This is a genomic window from Myxacorys sp. (assembly GCF_059501405.1).
In genome coordinates, this window is record NZ_JCACCM010000116.1 from 132839 (window position 1) to 146934 (window position 14096).

At 50.2% G+C, this 14096-nt stretch carries 14 protein-coding genes; 12 read left to right on the forward strand and 2 right to left on the reverse strand.

Going from position 1 to position 14096, the window contains the following annotated elements; genetic code table 11:
- Positions 1-8 precede the first annotated feature (8 nt).
- From murB to AC5I6P_RS15580, 4 genes are all read left to right on the forward strand, one after another.
- Positions 9-1049, forward strand: coding sequence for a UDP-N-acetylmuramate dehydrogenase (gene murB, locus AC5I6P_RS15565; RefSeq protein ID WP_495694688.1), 1041 nt, complete (start codon positions 9-11; stop codon positions 1047-1049).
- Positions 1050-1336: 287 nt separating this feature from the next.
- Positions 1337-1687 carry a YbaB/EbfC family nucleoid-associated protein gene (locus AC5I6P_RS15570; RefSeq protein ID WP_495694689.1) on the forward strand — a complete coding sequence of 117 codons (351 nt, stop codon included), beginning with the start codon at positions 1337-1339 and terminating at the stop codon, positions 1685-1687.
- Between the two features lie 115 nt (positions 1688-1802).
- Positions 1803-2291 carry a low molecular weight protein-tyrosine-phosphatase gene (locus AC5I6P_RS15575; RefSeq protein ID WP_495694690.1) on the forward strand — a complete coding sequence of 163 codons (489 nt, stop codon included), beginning with the start codon at positions 1803-1805 and terminating at the stop codon, positions 2289-2291.
- A 67-nt stretch (positions 2292-2358) separates the two neighbouring features.
- Positions 2359-3114: an endonuclease/exonuclease/phosphatase family protein gene (locus tag AC5I6P_RS15580; RefSeq protein ID WP_495694691.1), complete on the forward strand. Its 756-nt coding sequence runs from the start codon at positions 2359-2361 to the stop codon at positions 3112-3114.
- 57 nt (positions 3115-3171) lie between these two features.
- Here AC5I6P_RS15580 and AC5I6P_RS15585 read toward each other — a convergent pair whose 3' ends face one another.
- Together AC5I6P_RS15585 and AC5I6P_RS15590 are read right to left on the reverse strand one after the other, a co-directional pair.
- Positions 3172-3825, reverse strand: coding sequence for a response regulator transcription factor (locus AC5I6P_RS15585; protein ID WP_495694692.1), 654 nt, complete (start codon positions 3823-3825; stop codon positions 3172-3174).
- A 61-nt stretch (positions 3826-3886) separates the two neighbouring features.
- Positions 3887-4327, reverse strand: coding sequence for a cupin domain-containing protein (locus tag AC5I6P_RS15590; RefSeq protein WP_495694693.1), 441 nt, complete (start codon positions 4325-4327; stop codon positions 3887-3889).
- 287 nt (positions 4328-4614) lie between these two features.
- Here AC5I6P_RS15590 and AC5I6P_RS15595 point away from each other — a divergent pair, with 287 nt between their 5' ends.
- The 8 genes from AC5I6P_RS15595 to glsA all read left to right on the forward strand — a co-directional run bounded on the left by AC5I6P_RS15595 (position 4615) and on the right by glsA (position 14094).
- Entirely contained in the window at positions 4615-5502 is an 888-nt protein-coding gene (locus AC5I6P_RS15595; RefSeq protein ID WP_495694694.1) for a hypothetical protein, read from the forward strand.
- Complete coding sequence (locus AC5I6P_RS15600; RefSeq protein WP_495694721.1) at positions 5502-5906, forward strand: hypothetical protein; 405 nt, start codon at positions 5502-5504, stop codon at positions 5904-5906. Before AC5I6P_RS15595 ends, AC5I6P_RS15600 begins: the two co-directional genes overlap by 1 nt.
- Positions 5872-6333, forward strand: a complete 462-nt coding sequence (locus tag AC5I6P_RS15605; protein ID WP_495694695.1) for a hypothetical protein — start codon at positions 5872-5874, stop codon at positions 6331-6333. Before AC5I6P_RS15600 ends, AC5I6P_RS15605 begins: the two co-directional genes overlap by 35 nt.
- Positions 6330-7394: a hypothetical protein gene (locus tag AC5I6P_RS15610; RefSeq protein ID WP_495694696.1), complete on the forward strand. Its 1065-nt coding sequence runs from the start codon at positions 6330-6332 to the stop codon at positions 7392-7394. Before AC5I6P_RS15605 ends, AC5I6P_RS15610 begins: the two co-directional genes overlap by 4 nt.
- Positions 7395-7713: 319 nt before the next feature.
- Entirely contained in the window at positions 7714-9306 is a 1593-nt protein-coding gene (locus AC5I6P_RS15615; RefSeq protein ID WP_495694697.1) for a glycoside hydrolase family protein, read from the forward strand.
- A 204-nt stretch (positions 9307-9510) separates the two neighbouring features.
- The gene (locus AC5I6P_RS15620) at positions 9511-12663 is read left to right on the forward strand and encodes a PAS domain S-box protein (RefSeq protein WP_495694698.1); all 3153 of its coding nucleotides are present in this window, start codon (positions 9511-9513) and stop codon (positions 12661-12663) included.
- Positions 12664-12802: 139 nt separating this feature from the next.
- The gene (locus AC5I6P_RS15625; RefSeq protein WP_495694699.1) at positions 12803-13132 is read left to right on the forward strand and encodes a carbon dioxide-concentrating mechanism protein CcmK; all 330 of its coding nucleotides are present in this window, start codon (positions 12803-12805) and stop codon (positions 13130-13132) included.
- Positions 13133-13161: 29 nt separating this feature from the next.
- Positions 13162-14094 (forward strand): glutaminase A, encoded by a 933-nt coding sequence (gene glsA, locus AC5I6P_RS15630; RefSeq protein ID WP_495694700.1) that lies wholly within the window; start codon positions 13162-13164, stop codon positions 14092-14094.
- The last annotated feature ends 2 nt before the right edge of the window (positions 14095-14096 follow it).

Consider the following 14096-nt stretch of genomic DNA (forward strand, 5'->3'; position numbering starts at 1 on the left):
AAACCCATATGACTCTCTCTAGTGATCCTCGGACTGTTCCCGCTTCTGTGAAGCTCGGCTTTTCTAGCACAGGACTTTACGCCCGACCCACCGCTCGATTAGCGCCGATCGCGGCTCCGGAGGAACCGCACAAAAAGCTGGCCATGATCCCCCTCCCTGGTACTGACTTAATGATCAAAGCGAATGTTCCGATGGCATCGCTAACGTCATTTCGAGTGGGCGGCCCGGCAGAATGGTATATTGCGCCGAGGCGGCTCGATGAGCTACACGCGAGTTTAGATTGGGCGCGATCGCAAGGGCTGCCAGTGACGATGCTGGGAGCCGGATCAAATTTGCTCGTGAGCGATCGCGGCATCTCAGGACTCGTAATTTCAACTCGGTTTTTGCGTTATGCCGAATTTGACGAAGCGAGCGGACGGGTGACGGTTGGGGCCGGGGAACCGTTGCCGAGATTAGCGTGGAGACTTGCCGATCGCGGTTGGCAAGGGTTTGAATGGGCAGTTGGCATCCCAGGTACGGTAGGCGGTGCTGTGGTGATGAACGCAGGCGCACACGGAGACTGTGTAGCAGATATTCTGGTGGACACTCAGGTCGTCCTTCCAAATGGCTCAACCAAAATCCTGACTCCAGATGATCTGAAATATCAGTATCGAACTTCTGCCCTCCAAGGCAGCCAGAAGCTCGTCACCCAAGCCACCTTCCAACTACAGCCGAGCGCTAATCCAACGGAGCTAGTTGCCCTCACAGACGCTCACAAACAACAGCGACAGCGCACGCAACCCTACGACTTTCCCAGCTGTGGAAGCGTGTTCCGAAATCCTGACTCTCACAAAGCGGGCTGGCTGATCGAGCAGGTTGGGCTAAAGGGACATCAAATCGGGGGTGCTCAAGTTGCTCAGCGCCACGCTAATTTTATTTTGAATTGCGGTGGTGCCACGGCGACAGACATCTTTCAACTGATTCACCACGTTCAATCTCGGGTTCAGCAAGAATGGTCGTTGTGGTTAGAGCCAGAAGTCAAGATGCTAGGTGAGTTCCAGATAAGTTAGGCTGTGGTGAGTGATTCGAGAGTGAGAGGTTTGCTGCCTCTAGAGGTTTCCTTTAACGCAAGTAGGTTGAATCGTTAGAAGCAAGCTGGTGCTCAGTGTAAGTCTGACGATCGCTTCTTGACAAGATGAACTCTACTTACTGTATCGGTTATCTTTATTCAATTAAGTTACAAATTACAAACCGCACTTTAAAGCTTGTGGCTCGAATTCGGCTAATGTCTTGAACTGATGTCATGATTCAGCGAGCCGATGTCATAATGTAGCTGTTTGACTTTACATAGGAAGTTATGTCACAAGGACAGGGATTCGGCTTCGGGCTTGGCAAAATGAAAGAGTTTGCCGACGCCATCAAAAAAGCGCAACAAGTTCAAGAAGGGGCAAAGAAACTTCAGGAAGAACTAGAGGCGATGGAGATTGAAGGTGAAGCGGGTGGCGGCATCGTCAAGGTGGTGATGAGCGGCAACCAGGAACCTTTGCGTGTCGTTCTGACGCCAGAAGCGTTGCAAGAAGAGGCGGATGTGTTGTCTGACTTGGTGTTGGCAGCGATGAAAGATTCTTATACAAAATCTACCGCCACCATGCGCGAGAAGATGGAAGACCTCACGGGTGGTTTGAATCTTCCAGGAATGATGGGCTAAACGTTGTTGGACGTAGGTTCTAGAACGTAGGTTCTACACTGGTTTCCATAAAGCAAAATAAGGTTGAACCGGGCGATATGATGGACTGATTGCCCGGTTCAATCTTGTTAGGTCTATGGCTTACAAATTGCTGTTTGTCTGTTTGGGAAATATCTGTCGCTCTCCGTCGGCTGAGAACATCATGAATCATTTGATTCGGGATGCAGGGTTGAGCGGCGAAATTGTGTGTGATTCTGCTGGAACATCGAGTTACCACATTGGCAGTCCGCCCGATCGCAGAATGACGATCGCAGCTAAGGCGCAAGGAATTGATCTGGTTGGTCAGGCGCGGCAATTTGTGCGATCGGACTTTGAAGAATTTGATTTGATCCTAGCAATGGATCGCGATAACTATGAAGAAATCTGTTCTGTTGACCGGGCTAGGACGTACCGCGACAAGGTTCGCTTGATGTGTAATTTTTGCACTCGTCACACCCTGAAGGAAGTGCCTGATCCTTACTACGGCGGTGAAGAAGGGTTTAATCAGGTGATTGATTTGTTGATGGATGCTTGCGAAGGATTGTTGAACTACGTGATTCGAGAAAAAGAACTAGTTCGCCGCTAAAGCGGTTTGTTATCTCGCTTTGGAGTTTGGGGCTAAATGATGTTGAAGCAATTAGCAAGACATCATTGTGAATTCATCTGTTAAGTTTCGCATGGCGACTTGGAATCTTGAACGCCCCAAGCAAAATGGCTGGACTAAAAATCAGCGCCGTCTCGATCAGATTTTCGCTATTGATGCAGATGTGTGGGTACTGACTGAAACGAACGCTGCGATCGCGCTTGGAAGCGATTACGAATCTGTTGCGTCTTGCGCCTCCGAGTATTACGAAGCTGGTGAAAATCTTGCAACGATTTGGTCACGCTGGAAGATACGGAGTTGCATTCCCACCTTTGATCCGACTTATGCGGTTTGTGCCGAAGTTGATTCACCATTTGGTGCAATGTTGGTCTACGGAACTGTGATCCCTTACGCTAACGAGAAAGGGATCAGTGGGACGGCTAAGCGATGGGAAGAGCATCGTCAATCTATTCGTCAGCATCATCAAGATTGGTTACGCATTCAGAAGCAGTATCCCAATCATCTCATGTGCATTGCAGGTGACTTCAATCAAAGCCGAGATGGTTCGGGTTGGTATGAAGAAAAAGAGTCAGTTGCGATGTTAAGTGCAGCCTTGGATGAGCTTTCACTGGATTGTCTGACCAAAGAAAATATGAGAGCCAAAGGGCTTTCGCGGGCAACGGTGGATCACATTTGTCTGTCTAGGAGTTTAGTGCCTCATCTGGTGAATGTGGGGGCTTGGGAGGGCACAACGCCAGAGAAGGGGAAGATGAGCGACCACAATGGCGTGTTTGTGGCCATGATGGCGGAAGTGACCGCAAGATAACCCGTTGCGGCATTGAAGAATTTGCTCTACTAAAACCAAAATGTCTTCTAACCCAAGCTAATCCACAAGCTGATGCTCGATCGCATAGCGGACTAATTCTGCTCGATTGTTGGTGTCTGTTTTTCTAAGCAAACTACTGACATACTTCTCGACGGTGCGAGAACTGAGATGAAGCTGGCCCCCGATTTGACCGTTCGAGAGTCCATCACTAAGCAAGATCAGCACCTCTTTCTCGCGCGATGTTAAGTCAATAAGCGACGGGGAATATTTACTGAGGGACTCCGGTCGCTCCGTTGGTTCTGCCGCTTGCATCCGCGATCGCCATTCTGACTCGATCATCTGCACTCGATCGAGCAAATTTCGGACGACCGCACCAAGCTCTGTCAACTCGAACGGTTTTGCCAAATATACATCACAGCCAAGCTGATAACCTAACACCCGTTCTTGGGAATCTGTACGTCCTGTTAGAAACACCACAGGCAATAACCGCATTGAAGGACGCTTGCGGACTTGCTTAACGAATTCATAGCCATCCATCTGCGGCATGGTGACATCAGTAACGATTAAATGGGGCTGATCGGTTTCAACTAGGGCAAACGCTTCCTTGCCGTTCTCAGCTGACAATACTGAGTAACCACAGGATTCGAGGTAATCACTAATGGAGAGGCGAGTGCCTAAGTCGTCTTCAGCTACAAGAATGGTCAACGGCATGGACAACAAGCATGTAAATGCGAACAGGGTGGATAGAGCCAGAAGACCAGTTAAGACGTCACTATGCCGTCGTCAGATAGTTGAGGTCTTGTAGGAGTCGATTGGCTGTATTCATATCGTAGGGGAATGGTTGCCGAAGTGGGCGATCGTCTCGTTCACAAGCTGCCCCATGTCTTAATACAGCATTAACTAATACACACGGCTCAGCGCTTGGGTTGATCGCCCCGTGAGGAACGCCAGGAGGAACCTTAACAATCGTGGGTTGCCTTTCAGTTAGCGGAATGTATTGATAGCTACGATTTTGTAACACCACTAGAACGAAGCTTCCACGCACCACGAGCAGTTGATCGGTTTGGAAGTGATGTACGAACAGGTCATCAATCGTACCAGCCGGAACATTGACTAACATCGTTTCGTGGCTTGATTGGGGCGTGTAGAATTCCGCCATTCCGCTTTTTATCGATGCTAATGGAATAATTTCAACACGGCGTTTTAGACCCATAGCGATTGTCCTCTAGTAGCTCTGCTTTTAGGGTAAGGCATCTAAACATGAAATTTTGTCTTGACTATCACAAGATGCGCCATTTTATGATAGGGAGCCTTTTATGAATAGAGAGCTTTCTAAGAATCAGGCTGAGTCTCTGCTTATCTGTTGGTTAAGAATCTGGGTTAAGAACTGTGAATTTACGATCGCTAAATGGCTTGACTTATTGCTTTTAGTACACTAATACTATTAATAGTACTTCTGTACTATAGTGATAAGGTGATTCGCTAGCCTCAGGAGCCGCCATGACAGAACTAAAAGCAGACAGCCAATCCACACGAGTACAAGGACAATCTAGTGCAAAGACGCGGCGCACGTCTCGGCTAGCAGATCAGCCAATATTGACCGAGGGGAGCGAATCGGTTGCTTCAGAACCGGAGGTAGCTCCGAAGCGAAAACGCCAGCCGAGCACTAAGACTCCCGCAAAAACGAAGCGTCAGGCGGCTACTAAATCTAAGCAAACTATTTCTACCCAAGTCAAACCCATTTGGGACGTGTCTCGCTCCACGATCGCGTCTCGGTTTGCTCAACTGGAACAAGAGCTTCAACACATTAGCCAACAGTCCGCCTCCATTGTAGAAGAGATGGAAGCGTTGAGAGCGATCGCGCAAGATGTTGACGCTTCTGACCGAAAAGCATCAAGTCTTGAACTGCCGGTCTATTCTGCCAAAGCTGAAGGATCTGCTCAGCCGTCTAGTCCAGCCGCATCAGAATCCCTTCCAGAACAGATGCCAGAACTTCAAATGCCAGAGGTCATGCAAGCTCGAACAGCTTCCTCGCCTATTCCTGCTTTCTCTGCCTCTTCCCGTCGTCCTTCCCGCCGAAGTCGGCGTCACACCTTGAAGTCTGTTGCTTTGCAGATTTGGCAGCGAGCAACGCATCTGCCGTCCAAACCGTCTGCCATTGCCCTTGATGCCCTGCTGTGGATCTTCGCATCGATCGGGTTGCGGTACGGACTGAGCGCGATCGCAAGTAGCCTGCCAGCACTAGCCCTGCCGGTCTCGATGTTGGTGTTTGTTCCAGCACTGATGGCAATTTATGCAGCGCTATTTCTGCCTCAAGTCAATTCGGTCAGCGTTTATCGCTTGCTGCTAATTACCGTTGGGTTGCTGATTGGAGGGAAGTTGCTGTGATGTATGTTCGTAAGCTTGAAACACTGACCTTAAAACAGTGGTTGGCGGGAGGAGCCGCATTACTCGTGATTGCGCTGCTTTTAGAGTCACACAGTTTGCCCTCGTTTGGCAGTAAAGCAAGCGAACCCTGTCAGAAGGTCACGAAGACAGCCAGCAAACTTTCAAAAGAGCAGATTGCAAGGCTCCTCACGGTTGAGCAAGGAGCCACTAAGAGTAAGGTTCGCGGAATTTTAAAGGAGCCTCACTGCAAATTGCCCAAAGTTCAGGTTCGAGCCGATACGCCCCCTGAGCGAGACGTTTACCTAGTTGACGCCGATGATTTTGTGGAGCTTCAGCCAAAGACTCAACTGGTGGTTTTGTACGATGGGGATGAGTATAAAGGGTTTCGGTTCTGGGTGCATTAAGGCAGGACTGATCGCCCTAATGGCTGGAGGATGCCAATCGCAGTTTGCTACCCGCTCTAAAGCTAATGTGCCGCTTTACCAATCCTGGCAATTGCAGCCGGGAGATGCGATCGCGGGCTACAAGGTTGCAGGTGGCTTGGGCGACATCTCCATTGTGCTGGACGGCAAGCCGGTGTTTGCGCCCTACGACGGAGACACGTTTCTTGATCAGCGAGGTTGCCTTTATTTCTCAACTCCAACAATTCCGGCTTACCTGTTTCGATATTGTGGGCTGCGATCGCCGACGATTGGCTCACTCAAGCAAGGACAACCGCTTGGAACGGCAACTATTTTGCAATTTGCGGCGTTGCTGAAGCAACCGGATAAAACCTGGGCAATTGTTGAACCTGATAGAACCCTTTTGCAACGAACCTTACAAACACCATGAAACGACTTGTGGTTGTAGCGATGAGCCTCGCGGCTCTGATGTTTGGTGCTGTGAGATCTGCTCAAGCGGGCACCGTGTTAAATTTTGCGCCTCCTGCAAAAGAGGCAATCCATTCAAACCGAGAAGAACTGCCTTCATACCGCGATCGCAGCAAGAGTGAACCTAAACAGATTAGCGCTGATGATCAGAAAGATAGTTCTTCTCAAGTTGTAGTACCCGTTAAACAAACTACCGCGCTTCCAAGCACGTCGAGAAGCGACTCTGCGCGTCGTGTTGCAAAGCGTGTCGCAGTCACTTTTCAGCCTTCATCGCGCCGAGATGTCATTAATTCCAACGCATTTGACTCTTCCAACGCATCAAGGTCTGAGCCGCTAACCTCTGAACCGCCGATATTGATCGGAGCCGATGCGATCGCACCTGCTCCTCATCCTGCCCTTTTTCTATCTGCTGACCAGCTTTTCGAGGGCGGATCTGATTCTCTAGTCGCGACTGCCGTTGGTAGTGCCGAGGGAACCCGGACGCCAAACGGTGGAAAAACTTGGGCGTACTACGGACATGTCGATCCGGGAAATGCACAGTGGAATTTGGGTAGTTTCTCCTATCAGCATGGAGCACGATCGCCAGAAGAAGCCGATGAACGACAACTCAATCGATTGCGTCGGCAGTTTGAGATTATCCGTCAAACAGCAGAACTAAGCGGATTGAAACTATCTTTGGAAGAGCAGTTGAATGCGATCGATTTAGCCAATCAAGCTCCGTTAGCGGCCCTCGCAAGCGGTGGCTATATTGAGCGACTCCGCCAAGCCTACACCGAAGGCTTTCAAGGAACCGACGCCGTTCTGCGGGCACGCACGTACTCCTACATTAACCCTGCGACTCGCCGATGGGATGCCCCCGGACTTGGCAACACCGAGTACAGCATTAGTCGAGATCAGGCGCGGCGATTGAGCGCGATCGCGCAAGCCCTCTCTCTTCACCCATCGACTCGCGCTTTAGAATCCGTCGCCGAGAAGCAAAACTCCACCTCAAAACCCGATTCAAGAGTAAGTCGTCTTCCATAGCATCTTTCATAGAAAAAAAGCAGGGCTGAATGTCCCTGCTTTTTTCTATTAACAAGAATATAGATTGTGCAAGGATTGCGATCGCAGTATTAGTCTTGAAACTGAAAAAGGTACACTCTAGGGTGCAAGGTTGAAACCTTTCTGTCGCTTCTGTCACTAAATGGTCTGGCACCCATATTTGACTTGCTCAAATTTGACCTGCTTAAAGCGGTCTTGTTAAAGCTATTTGGTGATTTTTTGTGACCACTCTCCTACTTCTGGTTTATAAGACTGAGGGTGAGGAGGTTTAGCTGTTTTATAAGGGTTGTGCGATCGTTCTATGGTTAATGGGCGTCTTTTTCCTTGGAGTAGTAGTGCCGCTGCGTTTCGCTCTGTCGGACTTCAAAACATTACAAAACACGTTGGCAATACCATCACTCGAAGTTTAGTCTCTCTTGCAGGAGCGAGTCTGATGGCGCAAAATTTCTGGATTCCTCCTGCTGGAGCCGCCGATTTTCTTCCCTACTGTCAACAAACATCGGATGGCATTGCCCAAAAAGAAATCGCTCGCCGTGATGCGATGAGCGGAAAAAAAGAGGCGCGGCAGCGATATCAAGACATCATTGCTAAACAAGCCAATCAACTGAAACAGTGTCGCGGTCAGAACTGGCTGAAAACGCAAGCCATTTGGATACGGCTGTATGAGTGTGACCTGCGGCCCGGAGCGCTAGATGAAGTATTAGATCGCATTGTCGATCGCGGCTACAACCAGGTATATGTTGAAACCTTCTACAACGGACAGGTGTTATTACCTGCAGCTGACAATCCGACCGCCTGGCAACCTGTCGTCAGAAGCTACGGCAACGAAAAAGCTGATCTTTTGGCACAGGTGATTCAGAAAGGACGAGAACGTGGCTTAGGCGTTTACGCCTGGATGTTCTCCATGAATTTTGGCTATAGCTACGCGATTCGACCCAATAAGCAGATTTCACTCTTACGCAATGGTCGCGGACAAACGAGCTTGTCTGCCAACACGATTGCGGGACTGAGTACCGATTTGGGCAGTCTCAATCCCAACGAAGCGTTTATCGATCCGTATAGTTTGGCGGCGAAACAAGACTATTACCAAATGGTGCAAGCGGTGCTAAAACGCCGCCCCGATGGAATTTTGTTCGACTATATTCGGTATCCGCGCAGTGTTGGCAATGCCTCGATCGCAACTAAAGTGCGGGATCTTTGGATCTATGGAGAAGCGGCTCGAAAAGCGTTTTACGATCGCGGAACCAATGGCAAAGGGCGAGAGCTAATTAAGCGATTCCTCGATCGTGGGTTCATTAATGCGGCGGATGTGGTTGCCGTTGATAAACTCTTTCGCAACGAAACAACTCCCATGTGGCAAGGACGCCAACCGCTCGCCAATGAGTTTCGTGCTTCTGTTGCTCAACGTCATGCAATTTTGCAAACAGATCTTTGGCGCTTGGGTGTTGCCCACGCGATGCAAGGCGTCGTGGACTTTTTGAATGCCGCCGTCTACCCGGCTCGGCAAGCGGGAATTCCTGCCGGAGCGGTCTTTTTTCCAGAGGGCAACCAAACGATCGGGCGGGGCGGATTCGATTCCCGATTACAGCCGTGGGATCGATTTCCTAGCAGCATTGAGTGGCATCCTATGTCATACGGAGTTTGTGGTCGAGCCGACTGCATTGTTAGTCAGGTGCAGCGTGTCATGAGCCAAGCCCGACCAGGAACGCAAGTTAAACCTGTGTTAGCCGGAATTTGGCAGCAATCGATCAGTAACCGTCCCCCGTTAGAAGTGCAGATGGAAGCACTGCGGCGATTTGCCCCACGAATTTCATCGATTAGTCACTTCGCTTACTCTTGGCAAGAACCGCAGTCTGATCGCGATCGCAAGTATTGCCCTGCTAGGAAGTTTTAGAACGAACTGTAGTTTTAAAACGAACTGTGATCCTTTGTGAATCAATTGTGTAACGAATTCGCAAACGATCTATTGATTCCTATAGCGTCCAGCGTTTTTGTAACGGAGTAGGCACTCCAGTAGAATTAAGTTCCCTTGATTTTGATATGACTTCTGTAAACTGAGGTGATAGGTTTAACTCATCCTAGAGATATAGGAGTGGTTATGCCGCCGTCTTATTCCTGGGTTGCGCTGCCCGCCTTAGAAGAATCCGTGATCGATCAACTTCCGCTAACGGTCGCACCGCATACGATCGTGGCGGATGCTATTCGCGCTCTGTGCAATTCTGGCAATGTACAGATCCAGCCATTTGGAACTCTACTTAATCACGCACCGCATTTTCCATCAACGTCTCAGCCAACGTCTCAACTCATCTCCCGTTCTCAATTTGAAAGCTGCATTCTAGTGGTTGAGGCAGATCAACGAGATCCGGCTCGTCAGCAATTGGTCGGCATCTTCACCGAACACGACGTTGTTCAACTCATTGCTAAGGGTGTAGATCTCTCGAAATTGACGATCGCAGACGTGATGTCGCCAGACGTGGTGACGCTCACCCTGCCATCAACCTGCTTAACTCAAATCCATTCAGCTCAAACCCTACCGACACAAACGCTCCTCACGGCGTTGTCTTTACTGCGTCAACATCAGATTCGCCATCTGCCTGTTTTGGATGAGCAAGGCAATTTGATCGGTGTGACGACGCTCGATCGGCTCAGTGCTGTTCTACAAGATCAATTTGCGGCAAGAATCGCGCAGAGCGCAACTTCAGAGCCGCACGAGTTAGAGCAAACACGCCCGCAACTCGCAATTCGTGCAGGGCGCAACCCCGCTGAAACCGTCAACCAATCCATACCTGCTCTACAGGATTCTGAGATGTTGCCCCATCAGCAAACCGACCCGGAAAATCTTGTCGCTCACATTGCTCAGCGGATTCGGCAATCGCTCAATTTAGATGAAATATTGCAGACCACCGTGGATGAAGTGCGACAGGTTTTACAGACCGATCGCGTGCTGCTATTTCGCTTTACCCCAGATTGGCGCGGCACAATCGCCGTTGAATCAGTCGGAGAAGAGTGGACGGCGATTCTATCCACCAAAATCTACGATCCGTGTTTAAGCGAACAGTATGTAGAACCTTACCGGCAAGGACGTGTGAGCGCGATCGCAGATATCCACGCGGCTGACGTGACCCCGTGCTATGCCGATCTGTTGTCTCAATTTCAAGTTAGAGCCAACCTCGTTGTGCCGATTTTGCAAGGGGAAACGCTGTGGGGACTGCTGATTGCTCATCACTGCTCGGACGTGCGATCGTGGGAACTCTCTGAAATTGAATTACTCAAGCACATTGCCACTCAAGTTAGTATCGCCATTCAGCAGGCTGGACTGTACCATCAAGTGCAAACCGAACTGATTGAGCGACAGCAGACCGAAGCCGCCCTGCGAGAGAGCGAAGCCCGCTTTCGCATGATGGCAGATACTGCTCCGGTACTGATTTGGCTTTCTGATGTTGAGAAGGCACGGATCTATTTCAATCGGGTCTGGATGGAGTTGACAGGGCGATCGCTAGAGCAAGAACTTGGTGACGGTTGGGTCATGAGCGTTCATGCTGACGATCGGGTCGATTGCTTTGAGACCTACACCACTGCCTTTGATGCCCGTCAATCCTTTCGGATGGAATATCGACTGCGCCGATCGGATGGCGAATATCGTTGGATTCTAGACGAAGGGACACCGCGCTTTGCCCCAGACGGAGAATTTTTAGGATACATTGGCTCTTGTGTTGACATTACCGATCGCAAACTCGCTGAACAAACCATTCGTGAACAAGCAACCTTAATCGATGTTGCGACCAATGCCATTTATGTTTGTAACTTAGACTATCAGCTTACGTTTTGGAATAAAGGAGCAGAGCGGCTCTACGGGTGGACAGGCGAAGAAGCGCTGCACCAAGATGTCACTCAATTCCTCCATCGCAGTTCATCTCAAGCCTTAGACCTTGCCCACACCACAGTCTTTCAGCAGGGAGAATGGCAAGGCGAACTCTCGAAAGTTACAAAATCGGGTAAATCAGTCATTACCGAAAGCCGTTGGACGCTGGTTCGCAATGAGGCAGAACATCCCGTTTCGATCTTGATGGTAGACACCGATATTACCGAGAAAAAAGACCTCGAAGCGCAATTTTTACGAACTCAGCGCTTAGAAAGTCTAGGAACCTTAGCCAGTGGAATTGCGCATGATCTCAACAACATCCTGACGCCGATTCTCGCGATCGCGCAACTTTTGCCGATGAAGTTGTCTGATCTCGACGAACCCACGCGATCGCTGCTAGTCATGCTAGAAACGAATTCCAAGCGAGGCGCAAATCTCGTCAAACAAGTCCTCTCATTTGCACGGGGCATCGAAGGAGAACGAACGATTCTTCAGTTGCGCCATCTCTTGCGGGATGTACAGCAGATGATGCGGCAGACCTTTCCCAAATCGGTCGAGGTCGATCTCACGCTACCTCAAGATCTGTGGGTGGTGTCTGGAGATGCGACCCAACTCCATCAGGTCTTTCTCAATCTAGCCGTGAATGCACGGGATGCCATGCCAGAGGGCGGCAAACTACATGTCACCGCCGAAAACCGAGTGATCGATGAACAGTACGCACGGATGCACCTAGACGCGATCGTGGGCACATTTAGCGTCGTCACGTTCTCCGATACGGGTGTTGGCATTCTGCCAGAGGTACTAGACCACATTTTTGAACCGTTTTTTACCACAAAGGAGCTAGGCAAGGGAACCGGACTCGGACTCTCAACGGTGATCGGCATTGTCAAAAGTCACGGGGGATTTGTTGAAGTGTCGAGCGTCGTTGGCAAAGGCACGCAGTTCAGGATTTTCCTACCCGCCCTAATCGGGTCTGAAGCGCCGCCAACCCAAGCCCTTGAGACTTCGGATGGGCAAGGCGAACTGATTTTGCTCGTGGATGATGAAACCGCGATTCGAGAGGTTTTAAAGGCGACGCTAGAAGCGCATCAGTATCAAGTGATGACGGCTCGTGACGGCATTGATGCGATCGCTCTCTATGCTCAACATCAGGCTAAAATTCGTGCTGTGGTGATGGATATCATGATGCCTTCGATGGATGGCATCACCGCGATTCGCACCTTACAGCGGCTCAATCCGCAGGTTAAGATCATCGCCCTGAGCGGACTCAGCACCAACGAAGCCCAGACTCAAGCCGCTGGCGTTAAAACGTTCTTACCCAAGCCTTGCACGTCAGAAGATTTGCTCATTGCCGTGCGACAAGTCCTCTCATCGTCCCTCGGCTCCTGAAATTCTGTTCTTCTCCACCCTAGAGGCTAACGCTCGTTTCATAAGCTCTTCTAATAGATTCCACAAGCCAAATCATTTCACCAAATCCCACGATGCTGTAATAATCTTAGGTATTAGAACCTGGAAGGGAGTTTTGGTCATGGGCTACGCTGTTGGAATGGTCGAGGTGCGTGGGTTGCCGCCTGCCCTCTCGGTCGCAGATGTTATGTGTAAAGCCGCTCGCGTCACCCTCGTTGAGATGGAGAAGGTCAGCGGTGCGTACGTCACAATCGTGGTGCGCGGCAATGTCTCAGAAGTCAAGATTGCCGTTGAGGCTGGCATTGAAGCCGCCAAGAAAATGAACCCGTATAAAGAGGGCGATAAACTGTTCTTGTCCTCTCACTACATTCCGCGCCCAAGTGAGAATCTGATGGCAGTCTTGCCGATTGAATATACCGAAGACACGATCGAGTTTAACGAAGCGAGATGAGACGCGGGAAAGGTTAACCCAGAATTCCTATGAGTCTGGCAATGCTCACACCTGCTCAACTCGATCGTTGGCTCACTCAAGCGCGATCGCTCATCTCTCATGGACGGTTGCCAGACTACATTCCACAATTGGCTCGCGTTAACCCTCAAACACTCACAATTCAGGTTGAAACAGTCGATGGACAGCAGGTTGTTGCGGGTGATTGGGCGCAGCCGTTTACGCTGATGAGTGTGATCAAACCGTTTCTCTTGCTGTTTGCCCTTGAGCAGTGGGGCGCAGAGGCAGTGTTTCGGCGGGTAGGAATGCGGCCTTCGGATCAGCCCTTTCATTCCGTCGCTCAACTGTCACTCGACCAGGGGTTTCCCCGTAATCCCATGATTAATAGTGGAGCGATCGCGCTCACCGCATTCTTGACGGGAAACTCGGGTGAGAGCCGCTGTGAAGGTTTACGGCAATGGCTCAATACCAATGCTGGCAGTCAGCTTGTGCTGGATGAAAAAATGCTGCACTCGGTGCGATCGCTCACCAATGAAACCAACCGTGCGATCGCGCGGCTGTTAGTGGAAGCGAAACATCTAGATCAGGCCGAAGTCGCGATCGATACTTACAACCATATCTGCTGCTTGTCAGGCACGATTGCCGATCTGGCTCACCTCGGTCTGTTGCTGACGCGCTCTAACACCGTTTCTTTGGAGGCTTATCCTCCAATCGCGACTCAGCATCAGCGCATTGTCAATACACTAATGCTCACTTGCGGGCTATACGAAGATTCTGGAGCCTTTGCCGTCCGGATTGGCCTGCCGATCAAGTCTGGAGTGAGTGGAGCGCTACTGGCAATCGTGCCGCATCAAGGCGCGATCGCGTGCTACAGTCCAGCCATTGATCAAACTGGAAATTCTGTTGCTGGATTGTTCTTAGTTGAAGCTATTGTTCAAGCTCTAGACATTAGTATTTTTGGTTAACT

Excerpts from the sequence above, each read along its gene's own strand:
- murB (WP_495694688.1), top strand. The coding sequence starts at position 9 with ATGACTCTCTCTAGTGATCCTCGGACTGTTCCCGCTTCTGTGAAGCTC.
- AC5I6P_RS15570 (WP_495694689.1), top strand. The coding sequence starts at position 1,337 with ATGTCACAAGGACAGGGATTCGGCTTCGGGCTTGGCAAAATGAAAGAG.
- AC5I6P_RS15575 (WP_495694690.1), top strand. The coding sequence starts at position 1,803 with ATGGCTTACAAATTGCTGTTTGTCTGTTTGGGAAATATCTGTCGCTCT.
- AC5I6P_RS15585 (WP_495694692.1), bottom strand. The coding sequence starts at position 3,825 with ATGCCGTTGACCATTCTTGTAGCTGAAGACGACTTAGGCACTCGCCTC.
- AC5I6P_RS15590 (WP_495694693.1), bottom strand. The coding sequence starts at position 4,327 with ATGGGTCTAAAACGCCGTGTTGAAATTATTCCATTAGCATCGATAAAA.
- AC5I6P_RS15595 (WP_495694694.1), top strand. The coding sequence starts at position 4,615 with ATGACAGAACTAAAAGCAGACAGCCAATCCACACGAGTACAAGGACAA.
- AC5I6P_RS15600 (WP_495694721.1), top strand. The coding sequence starts at position 5,502 with ATGTATGTTCGTAAGCTTGAAACACTGACCTTAAAACAGTGGTTGGCG.
- AC5I6P_RS15605 (WP_495694695.1), top strand. The coding sequence starts at position 5,872 with ATGAGTATAAAGGGTTTCGGTTCTGGGTGCATTAAGGCAGGACTGATC.
- AC5I6P_RS15610 (WP_495694696.1), top strand. The coding sequence starts at position 6,330 with ATGAAACGACTTGTGGTTGTAGCGATGAGCCTCGCGGCTCTGATGTTT.
- AC5I6P_RS15615 (WP_495694697.1), top strand. The coding sequence starts at position 7,714 with ATGGTTAATGGGCGTCTTTTTCCTTGGAGTAGTAGTGCCGCTGCGTTT.
- AC5I6P_RS15620 (WP_495694698.1), top strand. The coding sequence starts at position 9,511 with ATGCCGCCGTCTTATTCCTGGGTTGCGCTGCCCGCCTTAGAAGAATCC.
- AC5I6P_RS15625 (WP_495694699.1), top strand. The coding sequence starts at position 12,803 with ATGGGCTACGCTGTTGGAATGGTCGAGGTGCGTGGGTTGCCGCCTGCC.
- glsA (WP_495694700.1), top strand. The coding sequence starts at position 13,162 with ATGAGTCTGGCAATGCTCACACCTGCTCAACTCGATCGTTGGCTCACT.